27 protein-coding genes are annotated in these 24,329 nt (G+C 63.1%); 10 read left to right on the plus strand and 17 right to left on the minus strand.

Translation table 11 applies throughout. The features are described 5' to 3' along the window. Positions 1-115: 115 nt before the first annotated feature. The 7 genes from CJ010_RS19050 to CJ010_RS19080 form a co-directional block, all read right to left on the minus strand. Entirely contained in the window at positions 116-1,243 is a 1,128-nt protein-coding gene (locus tag CJ010_RS19050; protein ID WP_168224989.1) for a hypothetical protein, read from the minus strand. Further along, the gene (locus CJ010_RS19055) at positions 1,173-1,871 is read right to left on the minus strand and encodes a hypothetical protein (protein WP_141019511.1); all 699 of its coding nucleotides are present in this window, start codon (positions 1,869-1,871) and stop codon (positions 1,173-1,175) included. Before CJ010_RS19055 ends, CJ010_RS19050 begins: the two co-directional genes overlap by 71 nt. Positions 1,872-2,125: 254 nt before the next feature. Further along, entirely contained in the window at positions 2,126-2,836 is a 711-nt protein-coding gene (locus CJ010_RS19060; RefSeq protein ID WP_141019512.1) for a hypothetical protein, read from the minus strand. A gap of 110 nt (positions 2,837-2,946) precedes the next feature. Continuing rightward, positions 2,947-3,783 carry an IS3 family transposase gene (locus CJ010_RS19065; protein WP_240794647.1) on the minus strand — a complete coding sequence of 279 codons (837 nt, stop codon included), beginning with the start codon at positions 3,781-3,783 and terminating at the stop codon, positions 2,947-2,949. Next, positions 3,753-4,022: a transposase gene (locus tag CJ010_RS19070; protein WP_240794648.1), complete on the minus strand. Its 270-nt coding sequence runs from the start codon at positions 4,020-4,022 to the stop codon at positions 3,753-3,755. The genes CJ010_RS19065 and CJ010_RS19070 overlap by 31 nt, the downstream gene beginning before the upstream one ends. 646 nt (positions 4,023-4,668) lie before the next feature. Next, on the minus strand, positions 4,669-5,943 hold the full coding sequence (locus CJ010_RS19075) for an AAA family ATPase (RefSeq protein WP_141019515.1): 1,275 nt from the start codon (positions 5,941-5,943) through the stop codon (positions 4,669-4,671). 89 nt (positions 5,944-6,032) lie between these two features. Continuing rightward, positions 6,033-7,064, minus strand: coding sequence for a hypothetical protein (locus tag CJ010_RS19080; RefSeq protein ID WP_141019516.1), 1,032 nt, complete (start codon positions 7,062-7,064; stop codon positions 6,033-6,035). A gap of 330 nt (positions 7,065-7,394) precedes the next feature. Between CJ010_RS19080 and CJ010_RS19085 the strand changes: the two genes are divergently transcribed. Continuing rightward, the gene (locus CJ010_RS19085) at positions 7,395-7,700 is read left to right on the plus strand and encodes a hypothetical protein (protein ID WP_240794413.1); all 306 of its coding nucleotides are present in this window, start codon (positions 7,395-7,397) and stop codon (positions 7,698-7,700) included. Positions 7,701-7,711: 11 nt separating this feature from the next. Here the strand turns inward: CJ010_RS19085 and CJ010_RS19090 are convergent, their stop codons facing one another. Continuing rightward, a complete protein-coding gene (locus tag CJ010_RS19090) occupies positions 7,712-8,401 on the minus strand; it encodes a YafY family protein (RefSeq protein WP_141019517.1) in 690 nt (229 codons plus the stop codon). 156 nt (positions 8,402-8,557) lie between these two features. Between CJ010_RS19090 and CJ010_RS19095 the strand changes: the two genes are divergently transcribed. The 3 genes from CJ010_RS19095 to CJ010_RS19100 all read left to right on the plus strand — a co-directional run bounded on the left by CJ010_RS19095 (position 8,558) and on the right by CJ010_RS19100 (position 9,717). After that, a complete protein-coding gene (locus CJ010_RS19095; protein ID WP_141019518.1) occupies positions 8,558-8,926 on the plus strand; it encodes a VOC family protein in 369 nt (122 codons plus the stop codon). A gap of 403 nt (positions 8,927-9,329) precedes the next feature. After that, positions 9,330-9,515, plus strand: a complete 186-nt coding sequence (locus CJ010_RS25210) for a hypothetical protein (protein WP_168224990.1) — start codon at positions 9,330-9,332, stop codon at positions 9,513-9,515. 7 nt (positions 9,516-9,522) lie between these two features. Next, the gene (locus CJ010_RS19100) at positions 9,523-9,717 is read left to right on the plus strand and encodes a hypothetical protein (protein ID WP_141019519.1); all 195 of its coding nucleotides are present in this window, start codon (positions 9,523-9,525) and stop codon (positions 9,715-9,717) included. Between the two features lie 80 nt (positions 9,718-9,797). On the opposite strand, the gene CJ010_RS19105 is transcribed toward CJ010_RS19100, so the two are convergent. Next, on the minus strand, positions 9,798-10,970 hold the full coding sequence (locus CJ010_RS19105) for an isovaleryl-CoA dehydrogenase (RefSeq protein ID WP_141019520.1): 1,173 nt from the start codon (positions 10,968-10,970) through the stop codon (positions 9,798-9,800). A 141-nt stretch (positions 10,971-11,111) separates the two neighbouring features. Here CJ010_RS19105 and CJ010_RS19110 point away from each other — a divergent pair, with 141 nt between their 5' ends. Beyond that, entirely contained in the window at positions 11,112-12,200 is a 1,089-nt protein-coding gene (locus CJ010_RS19110; protein WP_141019521.1) for an AraC family transcriptional regulator, read from the plus strand. Positions 12,201-12,514: 314 nt separating this feature from the next. Here the strand turns inward: CJ010_RS19110 and CJ010_RS19115 are convergent, their stop codons facing one another. Beyond that, positions 12,515-12,907 (minus strand): SirB2 family protein, encoded by a 393-nt coding sequence (locus CJ010_RS19115; RefSeq protein WP_141019522.1) that lies wholly within the window; start codon positions 12,905-12,907, stop codon positions 12,515-12,517. A gap of 91 nt (positions 12,908-12,998) precedes the next feature. Between CJ010_RS19115 and CJ010_RS19120 the strand changes: the two genes are divergently transcribed. Then, entirely contained in the window at positions 12,999-13,700 is a 702-nt protein-coding gene (locus CJ010_RS19120; RefSeq protein WP_141019523.1) for a Crp/Fnr family transcriptional regulator, read from the plus strand. A gap of 6 nt (positions 13,701-13,706) precedes the next feature. On the opposite strand, the gene CJ010_RS19125 is transcribed toward CJ010_RS19120, so the two are convergent. From CJ010_RS19125 to CJ010_RS19135, 3 genes are read right to left on the minus strand one after another with little or no spacing between them, the layout of a single operon-like run. Beyond that, entirely contained in the window at positions 13,707-14,981 is a 1,275-nt protein-coding gene (locus CJ010_RS19125) for a hypothetical protein (protein ID WP_141019524.1), read from the minus strand. Between the two features lie 34 nt (positions 14,982-15,015). Continuing rightward, entirely contained in the window at positions 15,016-15,255 is a 240-nt protein-coding gene (locus tag CJ010_RS19130; protein WP_141019525.1) for a DUF2249 domain-containing protein, read from the minus strand. Beyond that, complete coding sequence (locus CJ010_RS19135; RefSeq protein WP_141019526.1) at positions 15,248-15,712, minus strand: hemerythrin domain-containing protein; 465 nt, start codon at positions 15,710-15,712, stop codon at positions 15,248-15,250. Before CJ010_RS19135 ends, CJ010_RS19130 begins: the two co-directional genes overlap by 8 nt. Before the next feature lie 228 nt (positions 15,713-15,940). Here CJ010_RS19135 and CJ010_RS19140 point away from each other — a divergent pair, with 228 nt between their 5' ends. The 3 genes from CJ010_RS19140 (at position 15,941) to CJ010_RS19150 (ending at position 18,061) form a co-directional block, all read left to right on the plus strand. Then, entirely contained in the window at positions 15,941-16,366 is a 426-nt protein-coding gene (locus tag CJ010_RS19140) for a cytochrome c (RefSeq protein ID WP_141019527.1), read from the plus strand. 26 nt (positions 16,367-16,392) lie between these two features. Continuing rightward, positions 16,393-17,772: a cbb3-type cytochrome c oxidase subunit I gene (locus CJ010_RS19145; RefSeq protein ID WP_141019528.1), complete on the plus strand. Its 1,380-nt coding sequence runs from the start codon at positions 16,393-16,395 to the stop codon at positions 17,770-17,772. Between the two features lie 85 nt (positions 17,773-17,857). Further along, entirely contained in the window at positions 17,858-18,061 is a 204-nt protein-coding gene (locus CJ010_RS19150) for a DUF3079 domain-containing protein (RefSeq protein ID WP_141019529.1), read from the plus strand. Between the two features lie 59 nt (positions 18,062-18,120). Here CJ010_RS19150 and CJ010_RS19155 read toward each other — a convergent pair whose 3' ends face one another. The 4 genes from CJ010_RS19155 to CJ010_RS19170 form a co-directional block, all read right to left on the minus strand. Further along, positions 18,121-18,615: a papain-like cysteine protease family protein gene (locus CJ010_RS19155; RefSeq protein ID WP_168224991.1), complete on the minus strand. Its 495-nt coding sequence runs from the start codon at positions 18,613-18,615 to the stop codon at positions 18,121-18,123. 83 nt (positions 18,616-18,698) lie between these two features. Beyond that, the gene (locus CJ010_RS19160; RefSeq protein WP_141019531.1) at positions 18,699-20,576 is read right to left on the minus strand and encodes a potassium transporter Kup; all 1,878 of its coding nucleotides are present in this window, start codon (positions 20,574-20,576) and stop codon (positions 18,699-18,701) included. Between the two features lie 28 nt (positions 20,577-20,604). After that, on the minus strand, positions 20,605-21,297 hold the full coding sequence (locus CJ010_RS19165) for a response regulator (protein ID WP_141019532.1): 693 nt from the start codon (positions 21,295-21,297) through the stop codon (positions 20,605-20,607). Next, entirely contained in the window at positions 21,294-22,817 is a 1,524-nt protein-coding gene (locus tag CJ010_RS19170) for a DUF4118 domain-containing protein (RefSeq protein ID WP_141019533.1), read from the minus strand. Before CJ010_RS19170 ends, CJ010_RS19165 begins: the two co-directional genes overlap by 4 nt. 199 nt (positions 22,818-23,016) lie before the next feature. Here CJ010_RS19170 and CJ010_RS19175 point away from each other — a divergent pair, with 199 nt between their 5' ends. Beyond that, positions 23,017-24,327 carry a PilT/PilU family type 4a pilus ATPase gene (locus tag CJ010_RS19175; RefSeq protein ID WP_141019534.1) on the plus strand — a complete coding sequence of 437 codons (1,311 nt, stop codon included), beginning with the start codon at positions 23,017-23,019 and terminating at the stop codon, positions 24,325-24,327. The last annotated feature ends 2 nt before the right edge of the window (positions 24,328-24,329 follow it).

The following is a 24,329-nucleotide window of genomic DNA, read 5'->3' on the forward strand; positions in this document are numbered from 1 at the left end:
CCATCCACCGTCGAGCACGACGCAGGCTGGTGACGCATAACGTGGAGTTGAGCGGCCTGCGCGGCTTTTCGCGCAGGTCCGCTCGAACGCAGGGTTGGGCGTCGCCGCACGCATGCTAGAACATGTCCTGAGCAACAGAATCCAATTGCACCGGAAAGCGACGAGCAAGTTCTTCCTCGATTCCATTGGAGAATTGTTTGATGGCCTCGCGTACGCGAGACAGATCTTCGGTTGAGAGTTCGACGAGGGTGCCGTCGGCTCTGCGCCCAGCACGATGCACGATGTCGTGGCGGACTATGATCTCTTTCATCAGGTCGCCGATCTCGGGAACTTTAATCTCTAAGCCACTAGCTAGCATGGGTTTAACCTTGTCTAGCCTGTGCCAGACAAAGTCAGCAAGGTATGTCTTGACCTCGCCCGTAAGGTTTTCAAGTCTTTCGAAGAGTTCAGCTACGGTGAGTGACCGCGCCTGAAAATCTTTGTTGGTATTCACAAAACGCCGCAGGGCACGCTCGTCCTTTTCGACCCAGAAGGACACCGTATCTGCCAAATACGCCTCAAGCGCCGCAATCAGAGAACTATGCGCCATTTGATGAAGAAGTCGGTTGTTGGCGCCGTCCAGTACAGCGGCGTCTAACACCGCAAATATTTCAGCAATGCGTTCTTCCAAAAAGCGATTGGGGTCACTACGGTCAATGACCACTAGATGGCTTACGTAGTCGTCGTAGTCGATGCCTTCGTGTTCGATAGGAGCCCATTTATCCCCAACTTCACGCCAAAGCTCTTCGATCAGTTCCCACATCGTGTCGAACTCAACGATGCCACCAAAGCGGCTCTGGATTTCGTCATTCGGGTCGTATGGGCCACCCCAGACAAATACGTACTCTTTGTCTTCACCATCCCAAGGCGTTTCGTTCGCGGGATCTTCGTAGCGATCAAGAAACCACCGCCGCATGGCAGCGATTTGAAGTTCCTTTGGAGCAGAAGCGAGCCAATCATCATCCGGCTCGAAGGCGCCACTAGCGAAGTTGCCTGCTTCAGATGGTAGTTGTGTCATGTTTCTCCGCCTTGTGAAAACGTATCGCTGACTGGACTGGTGACGCCCAACGTTTGAATTCACCGGACCTTGCGCGGCTTTATGCGCAAGGTCCGGTGGAATGATGGGTTCGGCCTCATGGCACATCAAAGATTGCTTGCCAGTTGGATGGGGCGCCATTAGAAAATGCTTCGCCAGCGTCTTCATCTCCGTCCCAGGCGCCAATGAAGTCCTCAGACTGGCCGGGGTGCATGAACAACCCTAAGTGATATGGCCTTCGTGTCTTACGTTGCACATAACCGAGGCGCCAGTAGTCTTCGTTATCTGAGAAGGTAAATCCTTCAACCTCAACCGTTGCGATCTGGTGAATGTGTTCGTCAAGCACTTCGAAGGACGCTGGGTCAGCATTCTTGGTTATTGAACCCTCTAGTAGTTCCGAGTTGAATTCGGCGACTTCCGCAAGGATGGTCAGAAAGTCAGTCAGATCGTAATTCTCCCCGAGGTTCTTGTCGCCACTGGCGGGAGCCTTGTAAGCGATCAGCTCGCGCTGTGCCTTGAGCTGCAAAGCAGTTTTCTTCATCTCTGCCGCCAGCGACTTATTGAACTTTGCGACCCAATCAAATGCCACATTGATGGCACGAGTGTGCGAGATTGCCATCAACTCGCCAGAGTTCCAGTCCTCTGTAGGAATCGTATAGACGAGGCCGCGTAATAGGGACAGTGCGGCGTAGTACTCAAAGTATGGATTGGCCGCGCGAAGCCCGGAGGTGCGCGCAAATTCGAGGCTATTGAGAAGAACGGTTGCATTGAGGATCATCTTGGTCGTGAAGTACATTCGGCACGACCATTCGGAGTTTCTTTCGCATGTCCAATCCTTCGTCAATTTTGCGTATTGCACTGAAATGCGGCTAGCGACCTTCGCCAGTTCTTTCTCTGAGCACAGGTCAAAGAGCTTTCGGTATGAGTACGCCCAAGTTCTACCTGCGTGCTGCACGATTCCTCCTTGAGGCCGAACGTAGAAATAACCGGCGGGGAAAAGCGCAGCTTTTGCCCGTCCAGCGACCGAAGGGAGCGGGGTTGATTGCTGTGTTAGGCATTTGTCCTCACAACGCCGAGTTCTTCAAGTGCTTCGAATATGCTCTTGAAAGCCACGACAAGCCTTTGGTCCAAGTGCTCTCGTTGATGCGCAAACAAGAGCACCTGCGTTGTAGTGTTGAAGCATGCCCACGCATTCGAGAACCTATAGGCGGAAAACTTCCAGTCAACTGCCACGTCAAGATCGGGACGGGAAAGCGCGTTCTTGAGTTCTAGAGTCGGGTGCACGGCCATGTCGCGGAACTTAATGATGTCAGTGATGGCCTTCTTGAACTCCTTAACGTGCTTGTTCTCCGGCTTCAGTACGCGCCTGAATACTTCAAAAATCTGAGCGCCGCGCCCCGTTCTGTTTGCCTTCCACCTATTGATGTCCGATTCGGAAAGCTTAGCGTACGGACGTAGCATGTCATAGAGCGAATCAAGAGCAATGCCGCAGGCAACAACGACTTCCATTGAAGGGGCTAATTCGGCAATAAGCATGGACTTTTGGTGATCGGCGTCGTCGTCCCAATTCGAAGCAATATCCTCTGACGCGCGCTTGGCGTCATTCAGTCTATCTCTGGCAATTCTCAACCAAAGCGGAATGACGTTGTAGGCTGTTGAAAGGACGAGCTTGGACGCCGACTGCCCAGACTCGTCCATCGAGATCACGAAGTCGCCGGGTAGTATCCCGATGCTCATGCCCTTGAAGATCAGAACGCCCATATTTCAACGATCGCCATAAACGATGCTGGCCTAACGTAAAGCTTCAGCGGACGGCAAAATGCGTAGCATTTTGACGAGAGAGTTTCTGCGAAAAAGTGGACACCCGCTAGTCATGTGAATTGACGCTCGAAATCTGCAGGCGACCGATAGCCGAGTGCTGAGTGTAGTCGCCGATGATTGTAGAAATCCACGTAATCGCGAATGGCGCGCTGCAGTTCGTAGTCGGAATTGAAACGGTAGCGGTGATACATATCGGATTTCATGGTCTTGTTCCAAGACTCCATGTGCGCATTGTCCGTCATGCGCCGGGGCCGATTAACGGATTGATCGATACCCGCACGCTGCAGACAGCGCTTGAAATCGGCTGCCAGAAATTCGACACCGCGATCACTATGGAAAAGAACGCCCGGTTGCGGCCTGCGCGTCCGCACCGCGGACGCCAGTGCTCGCCGGGTCAGCGCTGCAGTCTTCTCTGAACCGAGTGACCAGCCGATCAGGCGGCGGGAATGGCGATCCATCACGGTGGCCAGATAACGCCACTGATCCTTGACCTTCAGGTAAGTCACGTCGCCGACCCAGACCTGATCTGGACGTTCCTCCTTGACCTGATGTGCTTTGCTCTCGACGCTATCGAAGAACTGGGTAAGACCAGGCATACGTCGATAGAGCTTGGCAGAACAAGCCCGCACACCGTGCTCACGCATCAAGCGCTCGACGCGTCGCTTGCCGACTGCTTCACCTTGAGCTTTCAAGGCGGCATGCACCCGCGGGCTGCCATAGGTTTCCCGACTCGCCCGATGGGCCGATTCGATTTGTTCAAGCAGGCGAGCGTCCTCTGCCGCTCGGGCACTGAGCGGGCGCCGACGCCATGCGTAGTAGCCAGATGGACTGACGTTCAGGATACGGCACATGATTCTCACCGGGAACGTTTCCTGGCAGTGCTCGATGAAGGCGAAGACGTCCCCTTTCGAGCGGAAGTGAACGCGATGGCTTTTTTTAAATGGTCGTGCTCCACCTTCAGACGCTCGAAATCCTTCTTGAGCTTACGCAATTCCTTGAGCTCGGCCGCCACATCCTTATCGATGTCGATCTCCTTGGTCAGGATAAGCCCCTCGCGCGCTTGCTTACGCCACTTCGAAAGCATAAACGGATGAATGCACAACGACGCAGCAACGTCACTCACCATCACCCCAGGTAACCGACTTAGCCGTACAGCCGTTGCCTTGAAATTCGCACTATATCGATAGACCGTTCTCGGCCCTGGCTTTCCCATCGCAAACACTCCTGAATGGTTGGTTCAGAGTGTCCACAAAACCGTAGGAACTATCAGGTCCGGTGGAATGAGAGGTTAGAGCGAGCGGGCTTAACGATCACTAATCTAGCCACCGTGCAAATAGCCGACTGAAGAAACTGACATTGCGTTCCCCGTAGGCGCCAAGCCTTTGGCATGCAAGGTAATTGCGAACGGCGAAGAAAGCACAGATAAGTGCGAACGCAATACCAAGCCACTGAACCCAATGCACGCGGCGAGCAAAGACTGCCTCAATCATTGGCCGGAACATATTGCTTTGAAGCGAGGACAGTTGGTGATTGATCCAAGCAGGCAGTGCCCAGTAGAAAATCACAAAGAGAACAACACCAAAAACCGCAGCGCCTTGCCAAGAAAGACGATTGGCAATGTACGCGGTGTCGGCCAACGCACCACTAGAGGAGGAGCGTTTTCGACGATTACGACGGTAGCCCATAGACTCGGTAGCGCGCTCTAACGTCTGACATAACCGGCGCTGCGCGACTTCATCGCGCAGCGCCCGTGTTGATGGATGGGTTGGGCCTCAGATGTCCCATATCTCGCCCTTCGCCAAGTGCTCTTGAATCTCGGGCGGACTCCGACGAACCTTGGGATGGTTCGCAAGAACGAGGCGCAGCGTACGGAGCGCGTCGTAGGCGTCGATCATGATCTTGCGCTGTTCCTTGAAGTAGGTCAGGTCAAAGAGGTTCTCATTCACGGCATGGGCTGGCTTCTGCCGCAGACGGCGAACGGTTCGGAATGCCTTGAACATACTTTCGAAGGGCTCCGGGTCTGCCGGACGAAAGTACTTGCGGAGCCACTCCTCCAACAATGCGAGAGTGCCTTTTTGCCTTACCTCAATTTTTCCATCGGATCGCGTCTTATCCTCTTCAAGACGTACATCGTTCTCGAAGAACGCCTTGTCGATATTGTCCGACAACATCTTGTCCAGTAGCAAAATAAAGGCATTGAACTCTGCAAGCGTTGGGCGAAGCAGGAATCCAAATTCCTTCGGTCTCTCGGACTGAAACACATTTCGGAAGAGCGCTGGCTTTCCAATTAGCGCGGCCATTTGGTTAATGACCTTCAGTTCCAGTGTGAACGCCTCGAATATCGAGATTCTGGTGCCCCAATCACCGAGAATGCTGTTGCGATAATAGTCAGGGTGGAGTTTGTAGTCGCCAGAAAGCATCTTGGCGTGCCACACACGCTGATGCTCTGGACTCAGATCTGCCAAGTAGCGCAGAAATACCGCGACTGCGCGGTTCAGATCTTTGTCGTATGCAAAGCCAAAGGATTGCAGGAGCACTTGGTCGTGCTTTGGCATCGACTGGTTTTCGAAGTACTCATCCTTAATCGAAATGGAGCCGTTGATAAAGTCGGTTTCGTAGTAGTACCGTGGGTCGTTCCGATAATGTTCTAGAACGGAGAGATCAAATGCGCGGTGCTCCAACTGTCCATAGCCCCGCGCGAGCTCCAAGTCGAATGGGCGACCTTCGAATCGTGAAGCTAAGGGAAGCTTTGCTAGGTGCTTCTTTCCCGGATACACACAGACAGAGTCAGTGAGGCCCAATTCCTTCAGGAACTCAAGCTGCTGCTCATGAGTAATGTGGGAGAACGCCTTGATGTGAGGGTTCGGGTGAACGTTGCCAAAAAGCAGATCGACTTCTTCGGACTTGACCAATCTCTCAAGCAATTCACTTGTAGCGAGCATGTCGAGTCCGAGGTGCTTTCTAAGCGTCCGGACTGGCACACCGTTGAAGTCTCGCGAAGAGAGATAGAACTCGCTGATGTAGTCGAGAGCGGCCGAGTCGGTCATGTTGCCTCTGAGGCCCAACGTGAAGCGTCAGCCGACGGCAGCGAGCGCAGCGAGTAGCCGGTCGGCTGCAAGCGCTTGTTGGGCCACGCTCACGTGAGTTTGTGGAACTTCGGCTTTGGGGAGAACACCTTAGGCGCTTTTTGCTTTATGTGAAGCCAATCTGGAGCATTGACGCTGATCAAACGGTGCGTCTCAACAATCAGTGATTGCTGTGCCGCCTCATTGAGCGCCCCCTCTATGTCAAACACTGTCGCGTCGGGATATTTTTCGATTTGCTCTTGGACTTTCTGCGCCTTCGCGCTCGGCTTGGTGTAGTAGGGCGGAGTCGGTTGTTTGCCTAGGGTGCACATCGCTCGTGCGACGGCATGGTATGCGTCGTTGAAGAGGCCCATAAAGCCATTCGGATCTGCGAGAGACACGACCCAGAGGCCCTTGCTTCGGTCGTACTTGACTCCAGCATGATTCGCATATTGGGTTGATTCTGGAACGATTCCCAAGCGTAAGCCACGGCCGCCTTCCAACTGGGCAACGTTGGACTTAACAGTTGCTGCAAAGTGGCGCGTGTCACCTTCGGCAGACAGGAAGAGATCTGTCTTCCATATCTGCTGGATGCGCTCATTCAACTCGGCTTCCGCCGCTTGACCTTTGGCAGCGACCTGCACCCATGGACCGAATCTGAAAGGTCGACCGCTCCCCTCAGGAAGAAGAAAAGCATCATTTCCAGCTTCCTCGACTACCGCGTCAAGGAATCCAAGGTACCGAGCACGTTCGTGACCAAACAATAACGAGCGCGGGGCAGCATCCTTTACAAAGGAAGAGGCCCTTCGCAGCGCGGTGTGAATAGGTTCCAGTACTTTCGGCTCGCCGCCAGATACAGCCTCATGTACTGCCCATTCGAAGCCATCACCGCGCATGCCCTTGTCTCGCTCAAGCCGGACAACCTTTGCGAGCTGCCGCATGCGGACCTTCTTGATTTCCGTATTGAGATCAAGAAGGTCTTCAGCGCTCAAGGAGTCGAGTAAGGCACGGATTATCGATCTTGCGACCGCGTACAACGCTCGGCCATACTCGTCGATAGGCGCGTTCTGCTCAAGAAATGTGACTTGCGGAGTGGTTGCCATGATCTGCGATTACCTATGCTTTATGAATTCTATGTAAGCGTTTAAGGCCTTGTCTCTTGTGCTGCCCAACGTGTTGTAGACGTCAGTTTGACGTATAAACCCGACGCATGACGTATAAGAAATTTCACACTGCATAGCGAAAGCCACGTCTTCCGGGAAAAACAACCCGCCCATGACGCATATTCCACTCGTGCTCAGCCGCCAAACCCGTCAGGCGAGTCGCGCTGGCCTAGCATCGATGGCGCACGTCCCCGTGTGCCAGATGGACGGGTGGAGCGGCGCTACACCCACCCGCTCGTTCCTCTCCCCATGTAGCACAGCAGTGCTACGTTGCACCGCAGGCCAAACGACCGGAGCGTCCTCCATGAGCACCACGGCCATCCGCCTGCCGATGAACTCAAGGCCCGCGTCGCCGAGGCAGCCAAGCGTGCGGGAACAATCTCCCGCAATTTCTTCCTGGAGGCGATTGCGGGAAAGGCCGCGCAGGCCGAAGCGCGCGCGGGCCTGGATGCGGAAGCCGAGCAGCGCTATGCCCGTATCGTCGAATCCGGGCAGACGACTCCGTGGGACGAGATGCGGCGCTATCTGGAAGACCGCGCCGTGCTCAGCTGGCGGGAGGTCGGTTTCAAGCGATAGACTCAACCGCCTCAGCAATCCCCCCGCGCCTCCGCCAGATACTTCCCCCACAAATGCCCATACCGGTCATCGAAGCGCTCGACACCCAATTCCACCGCCTCGATCCTATCCACCCGAAACGTCCGGAACCCCTGCCGCAGTTCGCACCACGCCCCCAGCGTCCAGCAGTGCCCCCAGAACACCAGCCCCAGCGGCCATAGCGTGCGTTCGGAAACCTCGCCGTCTTCCCTACGGTAGCGCACCTGCACCTTCTGGCCTTTTTCCATGCCGGTGCGCAGCAGCGTCATCGGTTCGCGCAGCGGTTCCGGTTGCATGAAGGCGGGGGCGCAGAAGCGCATTTCGCTGCCGGCGATGCGTTCTTCCAGCGCGCGCGGCAGCACGGCTTCGATGCGGGCCATGGCCTGGGCGGCGGCTTTGCCGAGGGCGGGGTCGGCGTAGGACTGGACGAGCTTGGCGCCGATGACGAGGGCTTCGAGTTCGTCGCCGGTGAACATCAGCGGCGGCACCTGGTAGCCGCGGCGCAGGCGGTAGCCGACGCCGGCTTCGCCATCGATGGGCGCGCCGGAGCCGATGAGGTCAGCGATGTCGCGGTAGATGGTGCGCTCGGAAACTTCCAGGGCTTCGGCCAGCGCCCGCGCGGTGATGACGCGGCCGTTGCGCAGCATGAGGATGATCTGAAACAGGCGGTCGGCGGGGCGCATGGGGGGCTGTTGGGCTACGGGGATGACGGACGGCTCACCTTAGCACGCTGGCGTGGTGTGGCCGCCGGGTCTGCTGACACCACGTTGTCAGGAGGGGGTGCCGACAATGCACCTGTCTGCTGCATTTCGCGGCGGAGACCTTTCAGGAGCCCTGACATGAACAACCCGATTTGCTGGTTCGAGCTGCCCACCGTGGATATCGAGCGCGCGGTGCGCTTTTACGAAAGCGTGTTTGCGGTGACGCTGCGCCGCGAGGTTTGCGGTGGGCACCCGATGGCGATCTTTCCGTATGCGGAGCCGCAGCCGTCGGGCGCGCTGGTGCAGATGCCGCAGCTGGCTCCGCGCGACAACGGCACGCTGGTGTATCTGAATGGCGGGGAGGATCTGAACCTGGTGCTGGAGCGGGTGAAGGCGGCGGGTGGCGAGGTGGCGATGGAGAAGACTTCGATCGGGGAGGAGATCGGGTTTATTGCCTTGTTTGTGGATAGTGAGGGGAATCGGGTGGGGGTGTATTCGAGGCACTGAGGGTTTTGGGGGAAGGAATGTTCGGAGTCCGCTTTGCCCCCCTTCAAAGGGGGCGGAGCAGAGGCTTCGGCGAGCACTGTTCGACGCCTGCGGAGCCAAGACTACTGGCTAGGACGGGAATGGGGTTGAAGCGGCGCTGCGATTGACCCCATCCCCACCCCAACCCGGTAGTCTCCGCTTCGCTCCGCCGCTCCGGCGGCGCAGAGCTGTGCTCTGCGAAACTCCGCCTACGCCCCCTTGAAGGGGAGGGAGAAAGACAGGTCTGCCCGGGAGTCTTCGCTTCGAAGGGGCAAGCCAGCGCCCACCGGAGCGTCGCCTTGGACGGTCATTTCTTATTCTTCGTTTACCTAAAAATCCAATAGCGCTTTACCCGGCCCGTCAATTCAATGAAATTTCATTCATATTGACCCTGGATATTCAGGAACAGATCTTGCGCCTATTCCAACTGACCGCGATTCAGCTTGGAAAAACCCAAGCGCCCCTGTCGGATGCGGCGCAAAAAAAACAACAAGCGCACGACAACCGACAAGGCTGTTCCAGCGTCGCGGTCATGGCTGCAATAGATGACCTTCCTTCATCCAACAGGTGAGACCGACATGAATGAGTTCTATGTTGAAAAGAGCGGCAACGACAAAGACGAGCATATGGTTCACCGGGCCAACTGCCCGTCCCTGCCCGCCAAAGAGAAGCTGCATTTCATAGGCGTGCGCAACAACACCTATGCACCGCTGCAGGAAGCCGCGCACTACTGGTATTCGGCTTCCACCGCCTGTCCGGTGTGCATGGGCTGATTCAAGCCCGCGAATAATCCGGTTTTTCATTTCCAGCGCTGGCCGATCGGGCGAATTGCTCGACCGGCCAGGCTGGGGTTTTACATCGTTTCGGCAAACAATTCCCGCCCGATCAGCATCCGGCGGATTTCGCTCGTGCCGGCGCCAATTTCATAGAGCTTGGCATCGCGCCACAGCCGGCCGGTGGAATATTCATTGGTATAGCCGACGCCGCCCAGCGTCTGGATTGCTTCGCCCGCCATCCAGGTCGCTTTTTCCGCCGAATACAGAATCGCGCCGGCGGCGTCCTTGCGCAGCGTGCGGGCGTGGTCGCTGCGGTCGCAGGCCTGGCCCACGGCGTACACGTAGGCGCGGGTCGCCATCCAGGTGGAGTACATGTCGGCAAGCTTGCCTTGCATCAGCTGGAATTCGCCGATGCTCTGGCCGAACTGCTTGCGTTCGTGCAGGTAGGGCACCACCACGTCCATGCAGGCGGCCATGATGCCGAGCGGGCCACCGCACAGCACCGCGCGTTCGTAGTCCAGCCCGCTCATCAGCACCTTCACGCCGTTGCCGATGCCGCCCAGCACGTTCTCTTCCGGCACTTCGACGTCATCGAAGAACAGCGGGAAGGTGTTGGAGCCGCGCATGCCGAGCTTGTCGAGGTGGGTGCCGTGGGAGAAGCCCTTCATCCCCTTCTCGATGATGAAGGCGGTCATGCCCTTGGGGCCGGCGTTGATGTCGGTCTTGGCATAGACCACCAGGGTGTCGGCGTCGCCGCCGTTGGTGATCCACATCTTGCTGCCGTTGAGCACGTAGCGGTCGCCCTTCCTGTCGGCGCGCAGCTTCATGCTGACCACGTCGGAACCGGCGTTGGGCTCGCTCATCGCCAGCGCGCCGACGTGCTCGCCGGAGATCAGCTTGGGCAGGTATTTCTGCTTCTGCGCCGCGTTGCCGTTGCGGCGGATCTGGTTGACGCACAGGTTGGAGTGGGCGCCGTACGAGAGGCCCACCGAAGCGGAGGCACGCGACACTTCTTCGAGCGCGATGATGTGGGCCAGGTAGCCCATCGCGCTGCCGCCGTATTCCTCTTCCACCGTCATGCCGTGCAGGCCGAGGTCGCCGAGCTTCTTCCACAGGTCGGCGGGGAATTCGTTGTTCTGGTCGATGGCGGCGGCGCGCGGCGCGATTTCCTCGTCGGCAAAGCGCTTCACCGTGTCGCGCAGGGCCTCGACGGTTTCGCCGAGGTTGAAGTCCAGGCTGGGAATGTTCATCGCGTGTCTCCTCGTTCTGTATGTAGGCCGGCCGCGGCGAAGGCACGGCAGGCCGGATGATCCGAGCGTAATCCAGCGGCCGGCGCAACGCGCGCCAAGATGGTTGCAAATCCTGCCGCCTCGGCTAGCATCGCGCCAACCATGAAAGCCCCGCCCGCGCCCGCCCTCACCCTGCCGGTCGGCCCCGGCGTCGATCCGACGCGCGGCACCGCCGCCACGCCCATTGCCTTCATCCGCGCCATCGTCGATGCCTACCGAGGCTACGGCACCGATCCGGCCACGGCGCTGCGGCTGGCACAGATCACGCCGCCGCAGCTGGCCGACGACGGCGCCCACGTCACCGCGCTGCAGTTGGAGATCATGTCCGCGGTGGCGATGCAGGAACTCGACGACGAAGCGCTGGGCTGGTTCTCGCGCCGCTTGCCGTGGGGCAGCTACGGCATGCTGTGCCGCGCCTCGCTCGGCGCACCCGACCTGGGCGTGGCGATCAAGCGCTGGTGCCGCCACCACCGCCTGCTGACCGACGACGTGCTACTGCACCTCAAGGTCACCAAAAGCGCCGCGACGATCACGCTGGAACGGCGGCTGGAGCCGCCCGCGCTCACCGCCGGCATGCGCGAATTCTGCTGCGTCACCCTGCTGCGCTACCTGCTCGGCTACGCCTGCTGGGCGGTGGATTCGCGCATTCCGCTGCAGGCGGCGCACTTCCCGTATCCGCGGCCGGAGCACCACGCGGTGTACCCGTTGCTGTTCGCCGGGCCGGTGGCGTTCGACGCCGAGTGCGCCGGCATCCGCTTCGATGCGCAATACCTGACGCTGCCGATCCGCCGCGACGAACGCGCGCTGCGCACCATGCTGCAACGCGCGCTGCCGCTCACCGTGCTGCAATACCGCCGCGACCGCCTGCTGGTGCAGCGGGTGCGCGAGCTGCTGCGCACGCTCACCCGGGAAGGCGGCGAATCGCTCACCGCCGAGGGCGTCGCCGCGCATCTGCATCTCTCCGCCCGCACCCTGCACCGCCAGTTGCAGGAAGAAGGCGCGTCATTGCAGCAATTGAAGGACGAGGCGCGCCGCGAACGCGCCATCGAACTGCTCAACCGCAGCACCCGACCGGTGAAGCAGATTGCGCTGGCGGTGGGGTTTCGCAACGAGAAGAGCTTTGCACGGGCGTTTCGGGAGTGGACGGGGGAATCGCCGAGCGGGTTTCGGGGAAGGCGGGCGGGGGAGTGAGGTTGTCTTCCCTCCCCTTTAGGCGGGCTGGCCCGTTTGCCCCCTCCCCTTCAAGGGGAGGGTTAGGGTGGGGATGGGGTTAGAGCCCCGCGGACTGTGGCGCCGCTCCGCCCCGGCCACCGCTCCGGCAGGAATTGGACGTCCTACGGCGCTGAGTTCAACCCCATCCCCACCCCAGCCCTCCCCTTGAAGGGGAGGGAGCAAACGGGCCAGCCCGGCAGTCTGCGCTTCGCTCCGCCGCTACGGCGGCGCAGAGCAGTGCTCTGCGAAACCCCGCCTCCGCCCCCTTGAAGGGGAGGGAATAGAACCTCGCCCTACCCCACCACCGCTGCCAGATACCCCGCCGAGTTCCGCGTCAGCGCCACCGACACGATCCACGCAAACACCGCCAGCGCCCCGACAAACGCCACCGCCCGTACCCCCCGCGTGCGCCCGCGCTTCAGCGCCACCGTGCCCAGCCCGATATACACCAGCAGCCCGACGATCTTCGCCGTAATCCAGGCCGAATGCGGCGGGTACTGGCCGCTCATCGCCGCCAGCGTGATCGCGCTTACCAGCAACAGGGTGTCCACCACGTGGGGCAGCACCCGGACCGGCAGCCATTGCGGCAGGCCGCCGCGCATCAGCACCCATAGCCCACGCAGCAGGAAACCGAGGCCGCTCAACACAACGCAGGCCAGATGGATGTGCTTGATTGCCATGTACATTCGACTGTTCTCCCGGTGTGCGGCACCGCCGCGGGCGGGCCGCGGCCGCGATGGGCTAGAATCAGGGCATACCCACAACAGGCTTGCCCCCATGGCCGGAGACCTCCCCAACGCCTCCCCCGCCCTGATCGCGCAACTGCGCCAGGTGCCGCTGTTTTCCGAACTCGGCGACGAGGATATCGCAAGCATCGCCCGCCAGAGCCGCGAACGCACACTGACGCGGGGCGACGTGCTGTTCCAGCGCGGCGACATGCCGCGCGGTTTCTTCTGCGTGCTGCGCGGCCAGATCAAGCTCGCCTTCTCGTCGGCTGCCGGCAACGAGAAAGTGGTCGAGGTCATCGGCGCCGGCCAGAGCTTCGGCGAAGCGGTGATGTTCATGGAGCGGCCCTATCCGGTGTTCGCCGAGGCCCTGGTCGACACCACCCTGCTCGCCATCGGCCACGATGCCATCCTCGGCCAGCTCGACGACAACCCGCGCTTCGCCCGCAAGCTGCTGGCGGGCTTGTCGATCCGGCTGCACAGCCTGGTGCGCGATGTCGAGACCTACACCCTGCGCTCCAGCATGCAACGCGTCATCGGCTACCTGCTGCAGCAAACGCCGGAAGACATCAATGCCGGCGAATGCCGCATCGACCTGCCGACCAGCAAGCAGGTGATCGCCTCGCGTCTCAACCTCACCCCGGAAACCCTGTCGCGCATCTTCCACGACCTCGCCGAAAGCGGCCTGATCACCGTGGCGGGCAAACGCATCACCCTGCACGACCTGCGCCGCCTGCGCGCCCACGAGGGCTGAACGCGGCTACAGCGGCGTGTCCAGCGGCGCCGGCAGCGCGGCCAGATAGGCGCGCAGCGCGCCGCCGAGATTGGCCAGCAGCAATCCGCCCGATGCGGCCAGCAGCAGCCCCGCCGCCAGCGCCGCCGGCGACCACGCCAGCGCGACGATCATCGCCAGCAGGCCGGACAGATGCAGGCGGTAGTGCAGCAGCTGGCGCGCCTCGGTCACCAGCCTGGTCATGGCCGGCGGACGGCTGACGCTGCGGCGCAGATGCAGCCACAGGATGAAGGGCACGATCTTGTAGAGCATGCCCAGCATCACCGACAGGAAGGCGCCTGCCAGCACCAGCACGCCGAGCAGCAGCGGCAGGCCGGCACCGAGATCCACCCCCGCGACGCTTGCCGCCAGCAGGGCCGCGGCGGCGGCCAGCGCCACCATCGCCAGCCGCCAGAAGCGGAAGCAGGCATCGGTCACCTTGCGCCGGCGACGCCGCTGCAGCGCCAGCGTCGCCCACGCGAAAGCAGCCGCAGCCAGCGCAAGGCCGAGCGCAAGCGCGGCGTCCGTCCAGGCCCACCCGAACGCCCAGGCCAGGCTGCCGGCCACCAGCAGGACGACCATGCCGATCAGCAGGCCACGCGTGAAGCGCACCGGGTAAGCCGGCGTGAGCAGGAACATCGGCACCACCAACCAAGCCACCGCCGCCAGCAGCAGACCGCCCCAGCCGCCCAGGCCCCAGGCCTGATGCAGCACCGACAACGCCAGCCAGTCCGGCGCGATGTCGCCGCTGCGCGCCAGCGCCAGCGCGAACCCCAAGCCCACCGTCACCACCAGCGCCACCATCGCGCCACGCAAGCCCCACACCGTGGCGCCGAGCGCCGCGGTGCGCCACAGGCCGACGGAAACACCGAGAAAGAGCGCGAGGATGGCGAGACCGAGCAGCGACAGGGCGGCATGGAAGAACACCGCGTCGCCCAGCAGGAAGCCGGCGGCGAGCGCGCCGCCGCCGAGGCTGAGCGCCAGGTGCACCAGCCCGGCGAGGATGCGCGGCTGCCAGACGTTGGCACCGGCCGCCACCGGCAGCACCTGGAACAGCGCGCCCAGCATGATCTGCAACATCATCCCGGCGGTGAGCAGATGGGTGGCGGCGAGCGCCTCCGGCGTCCACCGGCTGGCGAACACCGCCTCGCCGCGCAGCGCCAGCAGCAGGCCGGCGGCGATGGCGAACAGCGGTGCGGTGAAGAAGAAGCGCAGCGGCACCGACAGCGGCGGAGCCTGCTCGAAGGACATATCGGTGGCCATCAGTCGCCCTCCTCCCGACTGCCCGCAGCGGCCGTCATGTACCGGCGTGGCGGATGTGGATGATGAAGCGGCCGTCGTCCTCGCAGTACTCGACGCGGTAGGCGAAACCGTTGTTCTTCAGGATGTTGTAGAGCGGAAAGGGCTCGCGGTTGAGCCAGAGCTGCAGCGTTTCGTCGCGCGGCAGCGTGTCCAGCGCCTCCAGGGTCAGCTCCATCGGCCCCGGCGGCTGCAGGTCGCGGGCGTCGATCACGCGCGGCGGAACATCGTCAGCCATGGGACACCTCCGCCAGCGCCTGCTCGACCTCGCCCATGAGGGCACCGAAGGCAGCCGCGTCGCCGCCGAGCACCTGGTCGCACATCGGGTAGAGGATGTTCTCCTCCTTCATGTTGTGCTGCTGCATCAGGATCAGCAGGGTCTCGGTGGCATCGCCGAAGGCGTCGGCATCGCGTGCCGCCAGCGCATCGTCCAGCCAGCTCAGCAGTTCGCGCATTTCGTCGTGCTCCGAGCGCATCACCCGCGTCGGCCCGCCGGCATTGCCGGTCTGCCGCTCGAAGGCCGGGAAGATGCGCCCCTCTTCCACGTCGAGGTGGCCCAGCAGGTCGGCGCGAAAGCGCGCGAAGCTGTCGGCGCAGGACGGCCAGTCGGCGCTGCGGGCGGCGGCCTCGGCGGCGGCGAAGACCTCGTCGCAGTGGCCATGGTGTTGATGCATCAGTCGGGTCAGTCGGTCCATTGCGCGGCTCCGGGTGGTGGATGGCCGGATTGTTCGCGCCGCTGCGGCGCCGCTCCTTGACGCCCATCAAGTCGTGAAATTCCCTCGCCGGCGGCGCCCGGACCTTGCGCCGATGCCGGGTGGTTCTTGATTTGAATCATGGAGAAAGCGTCCCTGCAGAAACGAGAATCCGCCGCATTACCCGTTTTCCCTCCCCAACCAGAAGAGACCCGACATGAGGACACTGCCATGAGCGGCATCATGACCAAGGCGATGGCGCGCAATATTTTCTACGGCGGATCGATGTTCTTCTTCCTGCTGTTCCTTGCGCTCACCTTCCATACCGAGAAAGAGCTGCCCAAGCTCGACAACCGCGAAAACCTCACCCCGGCGGTGATCGCCGGCAAGAAGATCTGGGAGACGCGCAACTGCATCGGCTGCCACACCCTGCTCGGCGAAGGCGCCTACTTCGCGCCCGAGCTCGGCAACGTCTATGTACGCCGCGGGCCGGACTTCATCAAGGCCTGGATCAAGGCCCAGCCCACCGGCGCCCCCGGCCGCCGCCAGATGCCGCAGTTCAACCTGACGGAGCAGGAACTCGACGACCTCGTCGCCTTCCTGAAGTACAGCTCCGAGATCAAGACCGCCAACTGGCCTCCCAACATCGAAGGCTGACCGCCCGCGTCCGCAAGGAGAAACTCATGCAATACAAATCACAGGCGGTCGCCAAGCCCTACTTCGTGGCGGCGATCGGACTCTTCGTCGGCCAGATCGTGTTCGGCCTGATCATGGGCCTGCAGTACGTGGTCGGGGATTTCCTCTTCCCCGCCCTGCCCTTCAACGTCGCACGCATGGTGCACACCAACCTGCTCATCGTGTGGCTGCTGTTCGGCTTCATGGGCGCGGCCTACTACATGGTGCCGGAGGAATCCGAAACCGAGCTCTACAGCCCGAAACTGGCGCTGGCGCTGTTCTGGGTCTTCCTCGCCGCCGGCGCGCTGACCATCCTCGGCTACCTCTTCGTGCCCTACGCCAAGCTCGCCGAGATGACCGGCAACGACATCCTGGCGACCATGGGGCGCGAGTTCCTGGAGCAGCCGCTGATCACCAAGATCGGCATCGTGGTGGTGGCGCTGGCCTTCCTGTTCAACATCACCATGACCATGCTGCGCGGGCGCAAGACGGCGATCAGCATGGTGCTGCTGCTGGGGTTGTGGGGGCTGGCGATCTTCTTCCTGTTCTCCTTCGTCAATCCGCACAACCTGGTGCGCGACAAGTTCTACTGGTGGTGGGTGGTGCACCTGTGGGTTGAGGGCGTGTGGGAACTGATCCTTGGCGCGCTGCTGGCCTTCGTGCTGATCAAGGTCACCGGTGTCGACCGCGAAGTCATCGAGAAGTGGCTGTACGTCATCATCACGCTGACGCTGGTGACCGGCATCATCGGCACCGGCCACCACTACTACTGGATCGGCGCGCCGGAATACTGGCAGTGGTGGGGTTCGATCTTCTCCGCGCTGGAGCCGATTCCCTTCTTCGCGATGACGGTGTTCGCCTTCAACATGGTCAACCGCCGCCGCCGCGAGCATCCCAACCGCGCCGCCACGCTGTGGGCGCTGGGCACCGGGGTGATGGCCTTCCTCGGCGCCGGGGTGTGGGGCTTCCTGCACACGCTGGCCCCGGTGAACTTCTACACCCACGGCAGCCAGATCACCGCCGCCCACGGCCACATGGCCTTCTACGGCGCCTACGTGATGGTGGTGCTGTGCATCATCAGCTACGCCATGCCCATCCTGCGCGGCCGCGCCGCCAACTCGAACAAGGCGCAGGTGATGGAGATGTGGAGCTTCTGGCTGATGACGATCGCGATGGTGTTCATCACCCTCTTCCTCACCGCCGCCGGCATCCTGCAGATCTGGCTGCAGCGCGTCTCCGACACGCCGCTGTCCTTCATGGCAGCGCAGGACCAGATCTCGCTGTTCTACTGGATGCGCGAGGCCTCGGGCGCGGTGTTCTTCATCGGCCTGCTGATCTACCTGGCGAGCTTCTTCGTGAAGGGCGAGAAGAAGGCCGCGACCGCCTGACGAAGCGGATTCCGGTTGCCCCGCCGCGGCGGGGCCGGCCCGGGGGCGGCGACAGCCGCCCCATTTCCATCCGGAGGTCCGGCAGATGGCCAGGAAATTCCCACTGCATCCTAAGCACCCCGAACGCATCTGCTGGGGCTGCGACAAATACTGCCCGGCCGATTCGCTGGCCTGCGGCAACGGCTCGGGCCGCACCCAGCACCCGGCCGAACTGCTGGGCGACGACTGGTACCTCTGCGGCGACTGGGAGCTGGACGTCGCCGAAGACACGGCCTTGCCCCCGTCCTGAGCGGTTCATCCGCCTCTTTCACCGCGCTGCAGCGCCAGACGCAACGCCCGGCACTGCGCTCAACTCCCCATCGCCTCGATCTCCACCCGCGGATTGCTGGTGTAGTACATGCGCTCGCCGTCCTGCAGCCGCAGGTAGTTGTCGCCCTTGATCGTGCAGTGCGCGCCCAGGGTGGGGTCGTGGTGCAGGATGTGGCCGTCGGGCATGACGCCGTAGATCAGGATGGCATGGCCGAAGCGGCGCTTGCCGATGAAGAACTTGCCGACCTTGCCGCCGCCCATGAAAGGGCCGTTCTGCTTCAGGAAGGCCGCGATCTCGTCGGTGGAAGCGAAGTTCCTGTCCTCGAAGCGCAGGTTGTTGGTGCTGCGGAAGGCCTGCGGGATCTCGTCGTAGGAACGGGGCGTCCAGTGGCTGGCGAGCCCGGAGACGGTGTCGTCGTTGATGGTCGAACTGCCCGCGTGCCACTTCAGCAGCATTTTCAGGCAGGCGTACCAGCAACTGTTCATCTTGGTCTGACGGATGAAATCGGGCTCGCGAAGGATGATGCTGGCCACGGTGGCCTCCATGTGGTCGGGGTTCGGGACGATGCGAGCCGGGACGATAGCAAACGCCACCGCCCCGCGTCAGCGGCCTGCCGCTACAGCAGAACCTGGGTGCCGAGTTCCACCACCTGGTTGGCCGGCAGCCGGAAATAGGTGGCGGCGCCTTCGGCCTGCCGGTTCATCCACGAGAACAGGGCGCAGCGCCAGCGCTGCAGCGCCCCCGGACCGTCGACGATCACCGAACGCGCGACGAAATAGGTGGTCGCCATCGGTTCGAGCGCGAGCCCCAGCCGCTCCAGCCCGGCCAGCGCCTGCGGCAGATCGGGCTCCTCGCGGAAGCCGAAACGCACGTCGAGCTGGTAGATGTCCGGCGCAAGCGGCGTCAGCTTCAGGCGTTCGTCGTCGGCCACATAGGGCACGTCCTCGTTGACCACGTGGAGGAACAGGGTCTGCTCGTGCATTACCTTGTAGTGCTTGAGGTTGTGGAACAGCGCGCTCGGCACCACCGAGGTGTCCGAGGTCAGGTAGACGGCGGTGCCGGGCACGCGCGGCACGTCCGGATGCGGGCCGCGGACGAAGCCGTCCATCGGTACGTCGATGCGCCGCCGCTGCTCGGCTACCAGCCCGCTGCCCGCCTTCCAGGTCGTCAGCGCCGTGAAGATGGCAGCGCCGAGCACCATGGGGAACCAGCCGCCGGCAGCGATCTTGGTGAGATTGGAGCCGAAGAAGGCGCATTCGAGCAGCACGAACACGGCCATCGCCGCCAGCAGCAGCCAGCGCCAGCGCCCGCCGACGGCGAGCGTGACGAAGGCGGTGAGCGCGGTGGTGATGATCATCGTGCCCGACACCGCGATGCCGTAAGCCGCCGCCAGCGCGGCCGAGGAGCCGAACTCCAGCACCAGCACCACCACCGCCGCGAGCATCAGCCAGTTCACGCTGGGAATGTAGATCTGGCCGCGCTCGCTGTCGGAGGTGTGGAGGATGCGCACCCGCGGCAGGTAGCCGAGCTGCGCCGCCTGCAGGGTCATCGAGTAGGCGCCCGAGATCGTCGCCTGCGAGGCGATCACCGTGGCCGCAGTGGCGAGGCCGATGAGCGGGAACACGAACCAGTCGGGCGCGAGCAGGTAGAAGGGGTTTTCCGCCGCGGCGGGATCGCGCAGCACCAGCGCGCCCTGGCCGAAATAGTTGATCAGCAGCGCGGGGCAGACCAGGCCGTACCAGGCCAGGCGCACGGCCCTGGCGCCGAAGTGCCCCATGTCGGCATAGAGCGCCTCGCCGCCGGTCAGCGCCAGGAAGACCGCCGACAGCAACAGGAAGGCCGCGCCCGGATGCTCGATGGCGAAGCGCAGCGCATGCACGGGATTGACCGCCGCCAGCACCTGCGGCGTCTGCACGATGGACACCAGCCCGAGGACGGCGAGCGCGCCGAACCACAGCAGCGTGATGGGGCCGAACAGGCGCCCGACGCGGCTGGTGCCGTGCTTCTGGATCACGAACAGGCCGACCAGGATGCCGACGGTGATCGGCGCTATCAGGTGTTCGAACTGCGGCGCCGCCACCGACAGCCCCTCGATCGCCGACAGCACCGAGATCGCCGGCGTGATGATCGCGTCGCCATAGAACAGTGCGGCGGCGAACACGCCGGCCCCGATCACCAGCGCCGCCAGCCGCGGCGCATGAGCGGCGTGGCGGTGGGCGAGCGCGGTCAGCGCCAGCACGCCGCCTTCGCCGTCGTTGTCGTAGCGGAGCACGATCCATACGTACTTGAGCGAGATGATGAGCATCAGCGCCCAGAAGAAGGCCGACAGCGCGGCCAGCACGTTGGCCTCGCTCACCGCCAGCGCATGCGAGCCATGAAAGGCTTCCTTGAACGCATAGAGCGGACTGGTGCCGATGTCGCCGTAGACGACGCCGAGTGCGGCGAGGGCGAGACCGCCGAGACGACTCTTCGGCGCTTGATGGGTTGCAGACATGGGTTCTCCGTGGTCAGGGCGGCGCCGGCTAGAGCTGAAAGCGGTAGCCGACACCGATTTCGGTGCGGAAATGCGCCGGCCGCAGCGGATCGGCTTCGAGCTTCTGGCGCAGGTGCCCGACATAGACGCGCAGGTAATGGGTGGCATCGGCATAGCCGGGCCCCCACACCTCACGCAGCAGCTGGCGATGGGTCATGACCTTGCCGGCATTGGCGAGCAGGGTGGCGAGCAGGCGATATTCGATCGCGGTGAGGTGCACCGGCGCGCCGGCCCGCGTCACCAGCTGGCGAGCCAGGTCGACCTCGACCTCGCCGAAGCGGATCAGCGCCGCCTCCTGGCCGCGGTCGCCCTCGGCCCGGCGCAGCAGGGCACGCACGCGGGCAAGCAGTTCGCCGACGGAAAACGGCTTGGTGAGATAGTCGTCGGCGCCGGCATCGAGCGCGCCTATCTTGTCCTGCTCGTCGCTGCGGGCGGACAGCACCAGGATGGGCAGGCGCGACCAGTCGCGTACCGCATGCACGAAGGCCACGCCGTCGCGGTCCGGCAGGCCGAGGTCGAGGATCACCAGGTCCGGCGTCCGCGCGGCGGCCTCGTCGAGGCCCTGCGCGAAGGTCGCGGCCTCGCTCACCGCATGGCCGGCGCGTTCCAGGACCTGGCGGACGAAGCGGCGGATCTGGTGCTCGTCCTCGACGACCAGGATGCGGGCTGCCTGCTCCTTCATGTGCCCTCTCCCGCCGCGGCTTCGGGCTCTATCGCCGGCGGATCGTTGCGCGGCAGCGCAAAGCGCACGCAGGCGCCGCCATCGGCGAGATTGCTGGCGGCGATCCAACCGCCGTGCGCCTCGACGATGGCGCGGCAGATCGTCAGGCCAAGGCCGACGCCGGCGGTCGTCGACTCCGGCTGACCACGTTCGAACAGACTGAAAATGCGCGCCACACTGCCGGGCGGAAAACCGGGGCCCCGGTCGCGCACGGTAACGACGAGCATCGGCCCCTCGCAGGCGAGCTCCACCGCGATCGGCGTGCCCGGCGTCGCATACTTGGCAGCGTTCTCGAACAGGTTGCAGAACACCCGTTCCATCAACACCGCATCGACCGCCACCAGCGGCAGCTCCGGCGGCTGCGCGACCGTCACCGGGTGCTCGCGCAGCGCATCGCCCAGCAACGCGATCGCCGCGCCGATGATCTCGTCCAGCGCCTGCCATTCCTTGCGCAGCCGCACCTTGCCGGCCTGCAGCCGCGCCATGTCGAGCAGCTTGTCGACCATTTCGTGCAGCCGTCCCGCCTGGTCGCGGATCGACTGCGCCGCCTCGCGCTCGTCCTCGCTCAGCGGCCCCTCGGCCAGGGTCAGCGAATCGGCCAGCCCGAACAGCACCGTCAGCGGCGTGCGGATGTCGTGCGAGATCGACGACAGGATGGAGCTGCGCAGGCGCTCGGCCTCGGTCTCGAGCTGGCTGGCCTGGGCGACCGCGACGAAATGCAGGCGTTCGAGCGCAATCGCCGCGAGCGAGGCCACCGCCTCCAGCATGGGCCGCAGCGTATCGAGCCGGTCGCTGCCACCGCGGGGCTGCACGGCGAGCACGCCGCGGCAGCGGGTGGCGCCGTCCAGCGCCAGCAGCAGGCCGACACCGTCCAGCGCCACGCAGCGCCCCGCCGGCCCGCCGCTCGACAGGTAGATCCCGTTGGCGGCGAGCGTCTCGGCGGCGCTCGCCGCCGGGCCGGCCGGCTGCAGGCGGTCGTCGTCGTCGGGGATGTGGAAGCGCACCTCGCTGTCCGCCTCGTCGCGCAGGAAAGCGGTGACCTGCTCGACCACCTGCCCGACCGTCATCGCCCCCGCCAGGCCGCGGGCCAACGCATAGAGTGCATTGGACCGCCGTTCGCGCCGGCGGGCATCGTCCGCGCTGGCCTGCAGGCTGTTGGTCAGCTGGCCGACCAGCAGCGAAACCAGCAGCATCACCACGAAGGTGACGAGGTACTTCACGTCGCTCACCGCAAAGGACAGCTGCGGCGGTACGAAGAAGAAGTCGAACAGCGCCACGCTGACGAAGCTGGCCACGATGGCCTGCGCCCTTCCCAGCCGGGCGGCGACGAAGGCCACCACCAGCAACAGCAGCATGGCCGTGTTGACCGGCTCTAGCAGCTTGCGCACCGGATAGACGGCCGCCGCCGCGAGCGCGCACAGCGCGACCGCAAGCAGATGACGATGCGTACCGGAAAGACGCGCCAGGCTGGCCATGCGCATGCTCGAACCCCTTCATCCCGCCCGGCGCACAGGGCATCGCCGGGAACCTCGATGCCGCGCATTTTCCTACCCGCGGGATAAAAACGGCATAAACGGCCCGGCGCCCGCCGGTGGCGCTGGGCCCCGTTAATATGATGGAATACCGCGGGCGGCCGTCGCCCGCTGGCCCTCCTCACCGGATCGAAGAAAGGATGCACGAATGACCACGTTCACCGAAGAACAGGCACGTGCCTACATGCACAAGCTGCTGGCCGCGATGAGCAGCGCCGGCGGCTCCGACCTGTTCATCTCGCACGACTTCCCGCCCAGCATGAAGGCCCACGGCAGCATGCAGCCGATGACCTCGCAGAAGCTCACCGGCGAGCTCACGCGCTCGCTGGCGTATTCGCTGATGAACGCAGCCCAGCGCGAGGAGTTCGAGCGCGAGATGGAGTGCAACTTCGCGATCAGCGTGCCGGGCGTGTCGCGCTTCCGGGTGAACGTGTTCGTGCAGCAGACCTTCGTCGGCATGGTGATCCGCACCATCGCGGCCGAGATCCCGAACTTCGACAAGCTCGGCCTGCCCGAGGTGCTGAAGGAAGTCATCATGAACAAGCGCGGGCTGGTGCTGCTGGTGGGCGGCACCGGCTCGGGCAAATCGACCACGCTGGCGGCGATGATCGACTACCGCAACAGCACCTCGGCCGGGCACATCATCACCATCGAAGACCCGGTGGAGTACGTGCACAAGTCGAAGAAGTCGCTCATCACCCACCGCGAGGTCGGCGTCGATACGCACTCCTGGCACCACGCGCTGAAGAACACCCTGCGCCAGGCGCCCGACGTGATCCTGATCGGCGAGATCCGCGACGCCGAAACCATGGAGCACGCCATCGCCTTCGCCGAGACCGGGCACCTCTGCCTCGGCACCCTGCACGCCAACAACGCCAACCAGACCATAGACCGCATCATCAACTTCTTCCCGGAGGAACGGCGCAACCAGCTGCTGATGGACCTCTCCTCCAACCTGCGCAGCATCATCTCGCAGCGTCTGGTGAAGACGGCCGACGGCAAGGGCCGCAAAGCCGCGATCGAGATCCTGCTCAATACCTCGACGATTGCCGAGCGCATCTTCAAGGGCCAGTACAACGACATCAAGGCCATCATGGAGAAGTCGCGCGAGCTGGGCATGCGCACCTTCGACTGGGCACTGTTCGAGCTCTACAACGAAGGTCACATCACCTACGAGGAAGCGATCCGCAACGCCGATTCGGTGAACGAGCTGCGCCTGGCGATCAAGCTCAAGAGCAAGCGCGGCGAGCCGAGCAGCGCCTCCGGCCTGGAACTCACCTTCGACCAGGAACCGACGCCGGAAGAGGTCGAAGCGATGCGCGAAGAGGAAATGCAGAAGCAGGAAGCCCGCCGCCAGGAAATCGAACAGCAGCAGATGCTGGCCCGCCTGCAGCCCAAGCCGGCCCCCGCCGAAGCGCCCGCCACGCCGGCGCCGCCGGCCGAGCTGTCGCTCGAATAGGT

Source organism: Azoarcus sp. DD4, from assembly GCF_006496635.1.
In the GTDB taxonomy this organism is placed as follows: domain Bacteria; phylum Pseudomonadota; class Gammaproteobacteria; order Burkholderiales; family Rhodocyclaceae; genus Azoarcus.